The following is a 13509-nucleotide window of genomic DNA, read 5'->3' as shown; positions in this document are numbered from 1 at the left end:
AGGCGGTGTCGAAATCCTCGTGGAATCCACCGCCTTCCCGTCCTGGAAGCGCCAGAAAACGAACTTCGGCGTCTTCGCGACCTTTTTGGTCTTCTTTGGTCTACGCGCATTCCCAGCGCGCGCCAACGACGTCGCCCCGCGCACGGCTCCAAGGCATTGGCTCGCTCGGAACCGGCTCCAACCGCGGAGCGGCTGGAACGTGTATCACGGCAAACGACAGACTAATCCGGCGATCGAGTCGGCCTTTTGCTAGTAGAACTACTTTATATTCCCTTCCATTGCGGGTAGTACTTCGACCGCTTGAACGACCTGCGCTGGGAGCACCGTGAAATGTCGGTCCAGGCCTATTCGCCGTTTCGCGCTAATCTGATCACGCCGTCAGACCTCAGACGGCTCAATGAGATAAGACCGTGGGTTCCCGTCTTGGCGACGGTGGTCCACTGGACATTGATCGTAGCGGCCTGGACGATGGTCGCGCTGTGGCCGAACTTTGCCACAGCCGTCCTCGCCTTCTTCGTCGTCGGTGTGAATTTCTATGGCCTCTACATCATTATGCATGATGGGCTCCATCGCAGACTCTTTCGATCAGTTACCCTCAATGATCTCTGGAATGATCTGACGATGACCGCCTCGATCGGCGCGATCACGCGGATCAATCGTCGCAACCACATGACGCACCATCATTCGACGTGCCTCGCGGACGACCCCGATCGTTTCAAATATGTGCACGAGGGCAAGGATGTGGTCATCCCCTTCATGGCATTCCTAAGTGGCGTCAGCCCGCTTGTGACGGCCGTCAGGAATGTGTTTTTCAAGCGATCGCCCCACTCCGTCGCTAGTCCCGTCGAACCCTCCGAGCGCTATCGGCTCCGAGACATCCTTCTTCTGGCCGCCTGGCAACTCGCTCTGATTGGTGGCCTGAGCTATTCGATCGGAGCCTGGGCTTATCCGTGCCTCTGGCTTGCGCCAACCTACGCCCTTGCCTACCGCGCCGATCTCGTGCGCGTATTCTGCGAGCATTCGATGATGATCGCTGATGAAGACGCAGACAGCTCGATGCGATTGATCACCTACGAGAGCAATTGGTTCGAGAAGCTGTTCTTCGCCCCTCACAACATGAACTATCATATGGCTCACCATCTTTGGCCGAGCATCCCGTACTACAACCTGCCCGAGGCTGATCGTCTGATACGCACCTCGGAGATCGCAAGGAAAGGCGACACGCGGCTTGTGTGGCGAAAATCGTATGTCGGCTACCTGATCTCGTATGCCAATTGGCGGCGGAGCAACGCCGCAATTGTCATGCCCGAGCAATCCCATGCTTGAGCGAGGCATTGGTCTTCCGCCGAACTACGATACGAACGCACCACTGATCGAGACGGTGCGCGTCAGTCATTGTCCCGTTTGCGGGTCCGATCATCGGCGCGAATATGCGCACGGGTTCGATTATGAAATCGAGACGTGCCGCAATCTTTGGACCTTTTTCCAGTGCACCGAGTGTGAAGCGGTCTGGATCGATCCGCGACCGGCAAACGGTGAGCTGTCCACGATCTATCCGCCAACCTACTATGCCTACGATATGTCGGAAAAGCTGCCGGCCGTCATTCTCAAAGGCAAGGCGATGCTCGATCGCATCAAGCTTGCCGGGATCACCAAGCGGATGGAGAAAAAACCGACCAGCTATCTGGACGTCGGCTGCGGCGATGGCCGCTATCTCTACCAGTTCGCGGAACGGGGGATGTCGCGGGACCGCATCTATGGCATGGACTTGCCCTCGCCGGCGCTGCCCAAGCTTCAGAGTGACGGGTTCAGGGTTTGGGCGGGACGCGTCGAGGACTGCACCGAGATCGAACCGGGCACGATCGATCTCATCACGATGTTTCACGTGATCGAACATGTGGAAGATCCGATCGCCGTGATGCGCAAGTTAACGGAGTGGCTATCTCCTGGCGGAGTCCTGGCGCTCGAGACTCCGAACACCGACTCGATCGATCGCCGGCTCTTCTCCAATGGCTGGTGGGGCGGTCTTCATATTCCCCGGCATTGGACCCTCTTTAACAGCAAGAGCATCGGGCGGGCGGTCGAGAAGGCCGGACTGGAGCCAGCGGGCATTTTCTACCAGACCGGACATTCCTTCTGGCTTCACTCGTTCCGCCATGGCTTGCGCTACAACACGGTCCTGCCGATGCCGAAGCTTGCGGAATGGTTCAATCCGATGAAGTCACGCCTCCCGTTGATGGCGATCACAGGCTTTGAGTTGCTTCGTCGCACGCTTGGCGCAAGGACTTCGGCCATGCTGGTCCTTGCGCGCAAGCCTGGAGGTCCGCCGGTCGCGTGACCGACAACAGCGTGAGGCCGAAAAAAAGCCCCGGATTGCTCCGGGGCTTCGTGCGTTCTTGACGCGCGCTGCGCCTCAGTAGCGGTAGTGGTCCGACTTGTACGGGCCTTCCTGCTTCACGCCGATATAGTCGGCCTGGTCCTTGCGCAGCTCGGTGAGCTTGACGCCGATCTTGGCGAGGTGCAGGCGCGCGACCTTCTCGTCGAGCGACTTCGGCAGCACGTAGACTTCCTTCTTGTACTTGCCGTCCTTGTTATTGGCGAACAGCTCGATCTGCGCCAGGGTCTGGTTGGTGAAGGAGGCCGACATCACGAAGGACGGATGGCCCATCGCGTTGCCGAGGTTCACGAGGCGGCCTTCCGACAGCATGATGATGCGGTGCTTGTCCGGAAATTCGATCTCGTCGACCTGCGGCTTGATGTTGGTCCACTTCAGGTTACGCAGACCCGCGATCTGGATCTCGTTGTCGAAGTGACCGATGTTGCAGACGATGGCGCGATCCTTCATCGCGCGCATGTGTTCGATGGTGATGATGTCCTTGTTGCCGGTCGCGGTGACAAAGATGTCGGCGCGGGGAGCTGCGTCTTCCATGGTCACGACTTCGTAGCCTTCCATCGCGGCCTGCAGCGCGCAGATCGGATCGACTTCCGACACCATCACGCGGCAGCCGGCCTGGCGCAGCGAGGCGGCCGAACCCTTGCCGACGTCGCCGAAGCCGGCGACCATCGCAACCTTACCCGACATCATCACGTCGGTGCCGCGGCGGATGCCGTCGACCAGCGATTCACGGCAGCCATAGAGATTGTCGAACTTCGACTTGGTGACGCTGTCGTTGACGTTGATGGCGGGCCACAGCAGCGTGCCGGCCTTCTGCATGTCATAGAGACGATGCACGCCCGTGGTGGTCTCTTCGGACACGCCCTTGATGCTCTTGGCGATCTCGGCGAAGTAGCCCTTGGGCTTTTCCTTGAGCTGCTTCTTCAGCAGCGCGAAGAAGACTTCCTCTTCTTCCGAACCCGGCTTGTCCAGGAACGCAGCGTCGCCGTTCTCAGCGCGCAGACCGAGATGGACGTACATGGTGGCGTCACCACCGTCGTCGAGGATCATGTTCGGGTGACCGCCGCCGTGCCAGTCGAACAGTTTTGCGGTGTAGTCCCAGTACTCGGTCAGCGTCTCGCCCTTGACGGCGAAGACGGGAATGCCGGCGGCAGCGATCGCGGCCGCAGCGTGGTCCTGCGTCGAATAGATGTTGCAGGAGACCCAGCGAATGTCGGCGCCGAGGGCGGCCAGCGTCTCGATCAGCACGCCGGTCTGGATCGTCATGTGCAAGGAGCCGGCGATGCGCGCGCCCTTCAGCGGCTGCTTCGGGCCGTACTCTTCGCGGGTGGCCATCAGACCGGGCATCTCGGTCTCGGCGAGCGAGAGCTCCTTGCGGCCGAAATCGGCGAGCGAAATGTCCTTGACGATGTAATCGGTGAAGCCGGGCTTCGCGTTCATTGGAGGTTCCTGTTTGTTTGGCTCGTCATTCCGGACCCGCTCGTGAAACGAGCGAACCCGGAATCAGGCAGTTCGAGATTCCGGGTTCGCCGCTGTTGCGGCGCCCCGGAATGACGCAAGTGAATCAGAGCGCGCGCTTGAGCTGCTCGACGAGGTCGGTCTTCTCCCAGGAGAAGCCGCCCTCGTTGTCGGGCGTGCGGCCGAAATGGCCGTAGGCCGAGGTGCGCGCGTAGATCGGGCGGTTGAGGTCGAGATGGCTGCGGATGCCGCGGGGCGTCAGATCCATCGCCTGCGCCGCCGCCTTCTCGAGTTGCTCCTCCGGCACCTTACCGGTGCCGTGGGTGTCGATGTAGATCGACAGCGGCCGCGCCACGCCGATGGCGTAGGCGAGCTGGAGCGTGCAGCGGTCGGCAAGGCCGGCGGCAACGATGTTCTTGGCGACGTAGCGCGCAGCATAAGCCGCCGAGCGGTCGACCTTGGTCGGATCCTTGCCGGAGAACGCGCCGCCGCCATGCGGGGCCGCGCCACCATAGGTGTCGACGATGATCTTACGGCCAGTCAGGCCGGAGTCACCATCGGGACCGCCGATGAAGAACTTTCCGGTCGGGTTGATGTGCCAGATCGTCTTCGGCGTGATCCAGTCCTTCGGCAGCGCCTCGCGCACATAGGGCTCGACGATGTCGCGAATCTGCTTGGACGAGATGTCCTCGACCAGGTGCTGATGCGAAACCACGATCTCGCGCACGCCGACCGGCTTGCCGTTCTCGTACTGCACGGTGACCTGGCTCTTGGAGTCCGGACCGAGCACCTTCTCCTTGCCGGAGTGACGGGCTTCGGAGATCAGGCGAAGGATCTTGTGGGCGTAGAAGATCGGCGCCGGCATCAGATCTGGCGTCTCGTTGGTGGCGTAACCGAACATGATGCCCTGGTCGCCCGCGCCCTCTTCCTTGACCTCGCCCGGCTGCAGCGCATCAACGCCCTGGGCGATGTCGGCCGACTGCGGATGCAGCAGAATCTCGATGTCGCAGGTCTTCCAGTGGAAACCTTCCTGCTCGTAGCCGATGTCCTTGATCGCACCCCGGACGACGCCCTCGATCTGCTCGTTGGTCACCGACTTCGGACCGCGGGTCTCACCGGCGATCACCACTTTGTTGGTGGTCGCCAGGGTCTCGCAGGCGGCGCGGATCTGCCAGGGGTCGATGCCGGCCTTCGGCCCTTCGCGGTAGAACAGATCGACGATCTCGTCGGAGATCCGGTCGCACACCTTGTCCGGATGGCCCTCGGACACGGACTCGCTGGTGAAGAGATAGGACGCGCGCATCAGTAACCCCTTGTTCCGCCGCTAAACCGGCGGGCGTTTGCGATGTTTACCTGTGGATGATGTCAATCACGCCGGCGCGAGATGACGTAGGATTCGTCGAGAAACCAGAGCCCATTGTACTTCCGCAGAACGTCCCTGGCGGCATCCAGAGTGCGGCCGTTTTGAGTCATTTCTGTCAACCGGTCGTCCTCAATCTGAGCGACATACACCGCCGCATTCCACGCTGCAAAGGCTGTCGAGGTTCCGATGGTGCCGGTTACCTCGTTGGGCAGCGCTTCCATATCATACCTGAAGATCGAGCGGTTATCCGCATATGCATTAAAATTTAAGTCGCGGCCCAACGAGCCAAGTTCATACTTAACGGCGCGCAATAGCTCATGACGGCTCACGGCGAAAGGATTTTCTCCTGGCCAGATCGCCTGGATCATTTCCATGCCCGGATCCTGGCCGTGGGAGTGGATTCCGATCAGCCGGCCTCCCGGCCGAAGTGCCCGGGCCAGGGGCGCGATGATCCGCTTTGCCCGGAAATTGACCGAGGACAGGGCGCGGTAGGGCTGGGATGCGATGACGAGGTCGAAATTGGCCTCGGTCTGGCCCGGCCGCGGAATGGTCGAATCCAGCAAGAACCTGTGGTCCTCGCGATACAGCACCAGGACGACCGGCCGCTCGTACAGCGGCATGGCCGTGCGTGGGCTGATCGCGGCACGCCAGTTCTGCTCCAGGAATGGCCGGAGTTCCGCGATCTGCTGCTCGAACTCGCCCGAAGAGGCGCCCCGCAGCGGGACCTCGTGCCAGACGGTCGCAGCCGCCGCCGCCGGCGATGCCGGCGTCAGCCAGGGCGCCTCCGAGTAGAACATGTTGGTGAAGACGAACACCGACGCCGGATGCTCGAAAATGCGGTCCGGCACCTTCTCCAGGGTCAGGCGCAGGTCCTCGAGGCTGAGCTCCTTGCCGGCGACGTAGAACGGCATGTGCGGGTAGCGCTGGTGCGTTGCGCGCAGCACCCGCGCCAGCACCGTGCCGTCGCCGACGCCGGCGTCGAACACGCGCAAGGCCGGTGGGCGCGGATGGATGGAGGAAAGCTCCAGTGCGACCCTGTCGGCGACCACCCGCTTCTCGCTGCAGGTGTGGACGAACAGCAGGTACTTCTGGCGATTCTCGAAGAAACGGAAATTGCCGCGTGGATCGCGCTTTTCGGGCGGCACCTGAAGCCCGCGCGGCGGCGGCACGCCGCCGGCCATCGATGCCGCCATATAGGCCTGGATCCGGTCCAGCGTATCGATGGTGATGCGCTTGCCCTCGCGCAGGCGATGCACCAGCTTCCCATCGTTCACCGCCCGCCGGCCGAACGTCGATTCCGCCATGTCCGCCTTGCGGCAGAACTCCGTGATCTGGCTCAGGATTTCGTCGTTTTTCATCGGTGGGAACTTGGTGGGCAGACCTGTTGGGCACTGTTCTCTAACAAATTCTGCCCACTCAGGGAATACCCTGGAATTGCTCCACGTGCTGTCGATCGGCGGTGCTACGCCGATTGGGGACACTCCCGTCGTGCGTCTGGCCGTGCCTACACTTATCGGTATACATGGCGGACGGGACGTTCGGGGCTGGATATGTTGAGGTCGTTTTGGCTTGCAGTGGTGTTGCTCGCTGCACTCTCAGGTACTGGTCACGCGGGCTACCTGGCCGACAATCCCGACGAAGTCTTCCAGTCCGTCTATGCGCGCATCGGGCCACTCCCGGTCGCCGCCGCGCGCGACCCGTCCGTCTGGCTGAAGCTGGAAGAGCTCAAGCGCGAGCCCTGCGACCAGAAGAGCATCGATGATCTTGCGCAGTGGCTCGACAAGCTCGGCTATCGGCGACAGGCCGCTGACGGACTCTTCAATTTCGTCAAGCACTGCGGGGCGCCGCTGACCGCACTGAACAAGGCAGTCAGCATCTACATAAGACTGACCGACTACCCGAAAGCCGTCGAAGCGGCGGACGAGTACGTCAGGCGCGCCCCATCCGACCAAACCGCGCGCTACCTGCGCGGCATGGCGCTGGATGGTGCCGGCGACTATCGCCGCGCGCTGACCGATTACTCCGACACGATTGAGCTTTTCGCCGGCGACAAGAAGATGGTGTCCAGCAGCGTGTTCCTGCGCATGGCCAACGCCTACGCCGCCTTGAAGCAGTTCTGCGAGGCGACAGCGCCGATCAACCGTTGGGTTGCGTTCGATCCCGCCACGCGCGACACCAGCAAGACCCAGAAGATCATCGCCGACTATGAGCGGCAGGGTAATTGCGTCTCATCGAACGAGCTCCGCAAGGAGAGCTTCCCATTGCAGGGACAGAGAGGTGTCGTCACCGCCAAGGCGGAGATCAACGGCGTGCGCGGGCTGTTCGTGCTCGACACCGGTGCGAGCTACGTGTCGGTGAAGTCGTCCTTCGCGAGCAAGGCCAAGATTGCAGACGGCGGCGCAAGCGAGATCACGCTGAACACCGCCAACGGGCAGATCAAGGCTAAGCTCACCAAAGCCGACAAGGTCGCGCTGGGCAAGCTCGAGGCGACCAACGTGCCGATCGCAGTTCAGAGCAGCGACGACAAGAGTTATGGGCCAGGCATCGACGGCCTCCTCGGCATGAGCTTCCTGTCGCGGTTTGAGGTGCAGATGGCGCGTGGATCGATGGAGATCCGGACCCGGCAGCCAAGGAAGTGACTTGCGGCTGCCTGGGTAAGCCCGGGCGTGAACCGGGACATAGGCCGGCGCGACCAAACGGCTGAAACCACCGTCGAAATCCGCCTGTCGCCGAGGTCTGCGTGCGCCGCCTGCTGCTGATCCCCGCTCTGCTTGCCGCCCTGCCCTGGTCCGCACCCGGCTTCGCGCAGGCGCGCAGCCAGCTTGGGCCGCTCTGCACCACCGACACGACGCCAGCGGACAAGATGATCGACGCCTGCAACAAGATCATCGCCTTGAAGGTGTTTCGAGGCGAGCAGCTTGCGACGATCCATTTCTGGCGCGCGGTGGGCTGGAACAAGAAGGGCGACTACGCAAAAGTCATCACCGACGCCACCGAGGCGATCAGGCTGCAACCGAGCCAGGCGGCCTTTAATCTCAGGGGCTCGGCCTATTACGACAAGGGCGAGTACGACATCGCGATCGCCGATTTCGACGACGCGCTGAAGCTCGGCGCGCCCAGCGGCATCATCTTCCACAACCGCGGCAATGCCTGGCGCGGCAAGGGCGATTACGCCAGGGCGATCGCCGACTATGACGCCGTGATCAGTTCCGATCCGAAATCCGCGTTCTCGTTCCAGAACCGCGGCATCTCGAAGGAGGCGCTCGGCGATTACGACGACGCTCTCGCCGACATCAACCAGGCGATCCGGTTAGACCCCTCGCTGCCGCAGCCGCTGATCAACCGCACCGCGATCTGGCGCGCCAAGGGCGATCTCGATCGCGCCATCGCCGACGGCAGCGAGGCGATCCGGCTCGCCAGGGACAAACCGCCGGCCAACATCATGACGCCGCCGAACAGCGTGCTGATCTCCGGCTACACCCATCGCGCGCTGGCCTATGAAGCGAAGGGTGACTACGCAAGCGCGCGCGAGGACTACAAGGCGGCGCTCGCGGTCGTGGCGTCGGACGCCGGCAGCAAGGCCAATCAGGCCACCGCAAAGGTGCGGCTCTCGCTCGTCACCGAAGCGCCCGCACCGGTCCCGCGCGACGCGCCGATGTCGATCGCGCAGCAGCCCAGCACGCCGTCACAGCAGCAGGCGACCGCGACGCCGGCGCCCTCGCCATCTCCGCTCGCGAGCGGCCGCGGCAAGCGCATGGCGCTGATTATCGGCAACGGCGCCTATCAACACGTCAAGGCACTACCCAACCCGTCCAGCGATGCCCGTGCGGTCGCAAAGAGCCTGCGCGACATCGGCTTCACCGTGTCGGAGGGCGTCGATCTCGACCGTGCCGCGATGCAGAAGATGACGCGCCACTTCCTGCGCGAGGCCGCACGGGCGCAGGTGGCGGTGGTCTATTATGCCGGCCATGGCGTGCAGGTCGACGGCCGCAACTACCTCATTCCCGTCGACGTCGAACTCAAGCCGGGCACGGGCATGACAGAAGCGATGATCGACATGGACACGATCATGGCCGGCCTCGACGACCAGGTTCGCACCAACATCCTGATCTTCGATGCCTGCCGCAACAATCCCATGGCGCAGCAGGTCGCATCCGCCGGCAGCAGTCGCGGCATCGAGGGCGCTTCGGGTCTCGCTGCACCGACGAGCCTCGGCAGCGGCGCGACGTTAGGGGCCGGCACGCTGATCGCATTCGCGACCGCGCCGGGCCAGGTCGCGCTCGACGGCGAAGGCGCGAATTCGCCGTTCTCCGCCGCGTTGTCTCGCCATCTCGGCACCCCGGGGTTGGAGGTGCAGCAGATGCTGACGCGGGTGCGGGCAGAGGTGGTTTCGAGCACCAAGAACAAGCAGGTGCCGTGGTCGAACTCGTCGCTGCTGGGCGAGGTCTATCTGGCGGAGAAGTGAGATGGTCTCGTGCCTCGGACGCAGCGCAGCGCTTTCCTGGCGATGCGTAGCATCGTCCAGTTCAGCGGTGCGCTGCAGAGCCGGGGCCCATTTTCCCGCGGGGGCAGCTCGTTGCTTTCTGGGTCCCGGCTCTGCACCGCAACGCTAAGCGCGTTGCAGCGCGTCCGGGACAGGAGCGAGGCGAGCGCTGCCGGTCAGTTGCCCCACACTTCCTTCGCGATCTCGACCGCAAGGCTCAGCTTCGCCCACTGCTCTTCCTCGGAGAGGACGTTACCCTCTTCCGTCGAGGCAAAGCCGCATTGCGGCGACAGCGCGAGTTGCTCCAGCGGGGCGAACTTGGCGGCTTCTTCCAGACGGCGCTTGATGTCGTCCTTCTTCTCGAGCTCTCCGAACTTCGAGGTGATGACGCCGACCACGACGACCTTGTTGCCCTTGGGCAGGAAGCGCAGCGGCTCGAAGCCGCCGGCGCGGTCGCTGTCATATTCGAGGAAATAGCCGTCGTAATTGGTGCCGGCGAGCATGGTCTCGGCAACCGGCTCATAGCCGCCCGAAGAAATCCAGGTCGAACGGAAATTGCCACGGCAGACATGCGTCGTCACCACCATGTCGGCGGGCTTCTCGGCCAGCGCGTAGTTGATGATGCGGGCATAGATCTGCTGGAGACCGTCCGGATTGTCGCCGCGCTCGCGCGCCTTCTGCAGTTCATCCTGCGAGCAGAGATAGGCCCACACGGTGTCGTCGAACTGGAGATAGCGGCAGCCGGCATCGTAGAACGCTTTGACGGCTTTCCGGTAGGTCTTGCCGAGGTCTTCGTAGAAGGCCTCAAGATCGGGATAGACGTCCTTGGAAATCGACTTGCGGCCGCCGCGGAAGTGCAGCACTGCCGGCGAAGGTATCGTCATCTTGGCGGTGACGTGGGCCTGGTCGGCGACCTTCTTCAGGAAGCGGAAGTGGTCCAGCATCGGGTGGTCGTCGGGAAAGTCGAGCTTGTCGATCACCCGCACCGCGTCGTGCCGGGTCTGCACGCCTGCGAACTGGATGCCGGTGTCGGGATGAAACAGCTCGCAGCCGGTGAGCCTGGCCAGGAAGTCGAAATGCCACCATGAGCGGCGGAACTCGCCGTCGGTCGCGAGCTTGAGCCCGATCGAGGCCTGCTTGTGCACGACCTTCTCGATCTCCATGTCCTCGATCTTGCGCAGATCGTCGGCCGAGATCTCGCCCTTCTCGAGCCGGCTACGGGCTTCCTTGATCTTGGCCGGACGCAGGAGGCTGCCGACCTCGTCGGCGCGGAAGGGGGCTTTGGTTCGCTGCATGTCTTACTCCCTGGACATTTTAGTTTAGTGAGCCGCCGCCCCGGCGACGCCGAGATGGCGTTCCAGGACCGAGGGGTCGGTTTTCAGCGCGGCGCTCGGAGCATCGTGGACGATCGTCCCGCGCTCCAATATCACAACGCGGTCGGCCAGCCCCAGAATCTTTTGGGCATTCTGTTCGACGATGATCGAGCAGATGCCGCCTGCCCGCGTGATGCTGCCAATCGCCTTCAAGAGCTCCTCGACAATGATGGGGGCAAGGCCCTCTGTCGGCTCGTCCAGCAACAGCACTTTCGGATTGAGGGTGAGCGCGCGGCCGATCGCCAGCATCTGCTGCTCGCCGCCGGAGAGCTGGTTGCCGAAATTGCTCCGTCGCTCCTTCAGCCGCGGGAACATCTCGTAGACCTTCTCGACCGACCAGGGACCGGGCTGCGCCACCGCGGTCATGTTCTCTTCCACAGTGAGCGAGCGAAAGATGTTGCGCTCCTGCGGCACCCAGCCGATGCCGGCGCGCGCCCGCTGGTCAGGCCGGAGCGAAGTGACATCGGTGCCGGCGAGCGCCACGCTGCCTGAGAAGCGGCGGGTGACGCCGACGATCGAATTGATCAGCGTGGTCTTGCCGGTGCCGTTGCGGCCCAGCAGCGCCAGCACCTGGCCCTCGGCGAGGCGCAGGGACATGTTGGGCAGCACCACCGCCTCGCCATAACCGGCGCGCAACGAATCGATCGCGAGCAGGTCAGACATTGACCGCCTCCTCGCCGAGATAGACGGCCTTGACCTGCGGATCGCGCGCGACCTGCTCGGGCGGGCCCTCGGTGAGCAGCGCGCCCGAAACCAGCACGGAGATGCGGTCGGCGAAGGAGAACACGAGGTCCATGTCGTGCTCGATCAACAGCACGGTGACGTCGCGCGGCAGGCTGCCGACGACCGCGAGAATGTCGTGGCGCTCGCTCTCGGGCACGCCGGCGGCGGGCTCATCGAGCAGCAGCACACGCGGCTTGGCGGCGATCGCGACCGCGATCTCGAGCAGGCGCTGCTTGCCGTAGGGCAGCGTCACGGTCTGTTCGTTCATGACGTCGAGCAGGTGGAAGCGCGTGAGCAGATCGGCGATCTCGCCGTTGACGTCGCTGCGCGTGCCCATCCGCCGCCACCAGTCGCCGCCATGCCCGAGCCGCTCGGAAACGGCAAGGCCAATGGTCTCGAGCGGCGTCAGGTCAGGATAGAGCTGGTTGATCTGGAAGGTGCGCGACAGGCCGCGCAGCACACGCTTGTGCACGGGAAGATCGGTGATGTCCTGGCCTTCGAGCAGGATGCGGCCCGAATTCGGCTTGAGCACGCCGGTGAGCTGGTTGATGACCGTGGTCTTGCCGGCGCCGTTCGGGCCAATCAGCGCGTGGCGAGCGCCCTGCTCGATCTTCAAGGACAGGTCGCGGGTGACGCGCAGGCCGCCGAATTGCTTTTCGAGATTTTGGGTTTCGAGCACGATGGTCATGCGTCGCTCTCCGGCACGGCGACGACGGCCTTGCGTCCCGCAATCTGCCTGATGACCAGATTGGGTACGTACAGCACCCAGCGGTGCAGGCGCTGACGGCCGACCAGCACGATCACGACCAGCACGAGACCGATCCAGAATTGCCAGTACTGCGGGGTGATGGTGGAGAACACTTCCTGGAGCATGCGGAAGATCACCGCGCCAACCAGTCCGCCGTAGAGGTAACCGGTGCCGCCGATGACGAGTACCAGCATCAGATCGGCGGAGCGTTCGAAGGCAAACACGTCGAGCGAGGCGATCGCCGTGGTCTGGGTGAACAGCGCGCCCGCGACGCCGGCATAGAACGCCGCGAGCGTGTAGATCGCGATCAGGCGGCGGTTGACGGGAATGCCGATCGCGGCGGCGCGCAGCGGATTGTTCTTGATCGCGCGCAGCGACAGGCCGAACGGCGAATGCACCACGCGGCGGGCGAACAGGAAGAGCAGGAACAGGACAGCCAGCGAATAGAAGAAACCGGCCTTGCCGAACATATCGAAGGGAATCTGGCCGAAGATCGGCTGCATCTCGATGCCCTGCAGGCCGTCGGTACCGCCGGTGATGTTGGAGAAGCGCTCGGCGAGCGCTTCCAGCAGCAGCGCGATGCCGAGTGTCACCATCAGGCGCGTCAGATCGACGCCGCGGATCACCAGGAAACTGGTGGCAAAGCCGAGCACCATCGCGGCCAGGCCAGCGACGATCAGCGCCAGCACGGGCTCGTTCACGATACCATGAAGCGCGAGAAGCCCCGCGGCATAGGCGCCGACGCCGAAGAAGGCAGCATGCCCGAGCGAGACGATGCCGGCATAGCCGAGGATGAGATCCAGCGACATCGCAAACAGCGCCAGCCGCAGGATGTCGGTCATGATCAGATAGCGCGTGGGAAATGCAAAGCCGCAGGCCAGCACGATCAGCCAGAAGGCGACTTCGCCGTAGTGCCATCGCGCGTGGCGCTGGGCGTGATGACCGACGTCGGAGGAAGCACTCATC

At 63.2% G+C, this 13509-nt stretch carries 11 protein-coding genes; 4 read left to right on the top strand and 7 right to left on the bottom strand.

Going from position 1 to position 13509, the window contains the following annotated elements; genetic code table 11:
• The first annotated feature begins 330 nt into the window (after nucleotides 1–330).
• Together CIT37_RS14165 and CIT37_RS14160 are read left to right on the top strand one after the other, a co-directional pair.
• Nucleotides 331–1326: a fatty acid desaturase gene (locus tag CIT37_RS14165; protein WP_152036337.1), complete on the top strand. Its 996-nt coding sequence runs from the start codon at nucleotides 331–333 to the stop codon at nucleotides 1324–1326.
• A complete protein-coding gene (locus tag CIT37_RS14160; protein ID WP_028143343.1) occupies nucleotides 1319–2338 on the top strand; it encodes a class I SAM-dependent methyltransferase in 1020 nt (339 codons plus the stop codon). The genes CIT37_RS14165 and CIT37_RS14160 overlap by 8 nt, the downstream gene beginning before the upstream one ends.
• Before the next feature lie 75 nt (nucleotides 2339–2413).
• Here CIT37_RS14160 and ahcY read toward each other — a convergent pair whose 3' ends face one another.
• The 3 genes from ahcY to CIT37_RS14145 form a co-directional block, all read right to left on the bottom strand.
• Nucleotides 2414–3835, bottom strand: coding sequence for an adenosylhomocysteinase (ahcY, locus tag CIT37_RS14155; protein ID WP_028143344.1), 1422 nt, complete (start codon nucleotides 3833–3835; stop codon nucleotides 2414–2416).
• 124 nt (nucleotides 3836–3959) lie between these two features.
• Nucleotides 3960–5156 carry a methionine adenosyltransferase gene (gene metK / locus CIT37_RS14150; RefSeq protein WP_028143345.1) on the bottom strand — a complete coding sequence of 399 codons (1197 nt, stop codon included), beginning with the start codon at nucleotides 5154–5156 and terminating at the stop codon, nucleotides 3960–3962.
• A 62-nt stretch (nucleotides 5157–5218) separates the two neighbouring features.
• Nucleotides 5219–6574: a hypothetical protein gene (locus CIT37_RS14145; protein ID WP_028143346.1), complete on the bottom strand. Its 1356-nt coding sequence runs from the start codon at nucleotides 6572–6574 to the stop codon at nucleotides 5219–5221.
• A 192-nt stretch (nucleotides 6575–6766) separates the two neighbouring features.
• On the opposite strand from CIT37_RS14145, the gene CIT37_RS14140 reads away from it, so the two are divergent.
• Nucleotides 6767–7855, top strand: a complete 1089-nt coding sequence (locus CIT37_RS14140; protein ID WP_095425614.1) for a TIGR02281 family clan AA aspartic protease — start codon at nucleotides 6767–6769, stop codon at nucleotides 7853–7855.
• 101 nt (nucleotides 7856–7956) lie between these two features.
• Nucleotides 7957–9681, top strand: coding sequence for a caspase family protein (locus CIT37_RS14135; protein ID WP_095425615.1), 1725 nt, complete (start codon nucleotides 7957–7959; stop codon nucleotides 9679–9681).
• Nucleotides 9682–9875: 194 nt separating this feature from the next.
• Here the strand turns inward: CIT37_RS14135 and CIT37_RS14130 are convergent, their stop codons facing one another.
• From CIT37_RS14130 to CIT37_RS14115, 4 genes are read right to left on the bottom strand one after another with little or no spacing between them, the layout of a single operon-like run.
• A complete protein-coding gene (locus CIT37_RS14130) occupies nucleotides 9876–10994 on the bottom strand; it encodes a cobalamin-independent methionine synthase II family protein (protein ID WP_095425616.1) in 1119 nt (372 codons plus the stop codon).
• Nucleotides 10995–11018: 24 nt separating this feature from the next.
• Complete coding sequence (locus CIT37_RS14125) at nucleotides 11019–11735, bottom strand: ABC transporter ATP-binding protein (RefSeq protein WP_028143349.1); 717 nt, start codon at nucleotides 11733–11735, stop codon at nucleotides 11019–11021.
• The gene (locus tag CIT37_RS14120; protein WP_028143350.1) at nucleotides 11728–12483 is read right to left on the bottom strand and encodes an ABC transporter ATP-binding protein; all 756 of its coding nucleotides are present in this window, start codon (nucleotides 12481–12483) and stop codon (nucleotides 11728–11730) included. Before CIT37_RS14120 ends, CIT37_RS14125 begins: the two co-directional genes overlap by 8 nt.
• On the bottom strand, nucleotides 12480–13508 hold the full coding sequence (locus tag CIT37_RS14115) for a branched-chain amino acid ABC transporter permease (RefSeq protein ID WP_095425617.1): 1029 nt from the start codon (nucleotides 13506–13508) through the stop codon (nucleotides 12480–12482). The genes CIT37_RS14120 and CIT37_RS14115 overlap by 4 nt, the downstream gene beginning before the upstream one ends.
• Nucleotide 13509 lies beyond the last annotated feature (1 nt).

The organism is Bradyrhizobium ottawaense (assembly GCF_002278135.3).
In the GTDB taxonomy this organism is placed as follows: domain Bacteria; phylum Pseudomonadota; class Alphaproteobacteria; order Rhizobiales; family Xanthobacteraceae; genus Bradyrhizobium; species Bradyrhizobium ottawaense.
The sequence above is the reverse complement of the archived record's forward strand: the minus strand, read 5'-3'. Positions and strand labels throughout refer to the sequence as shown.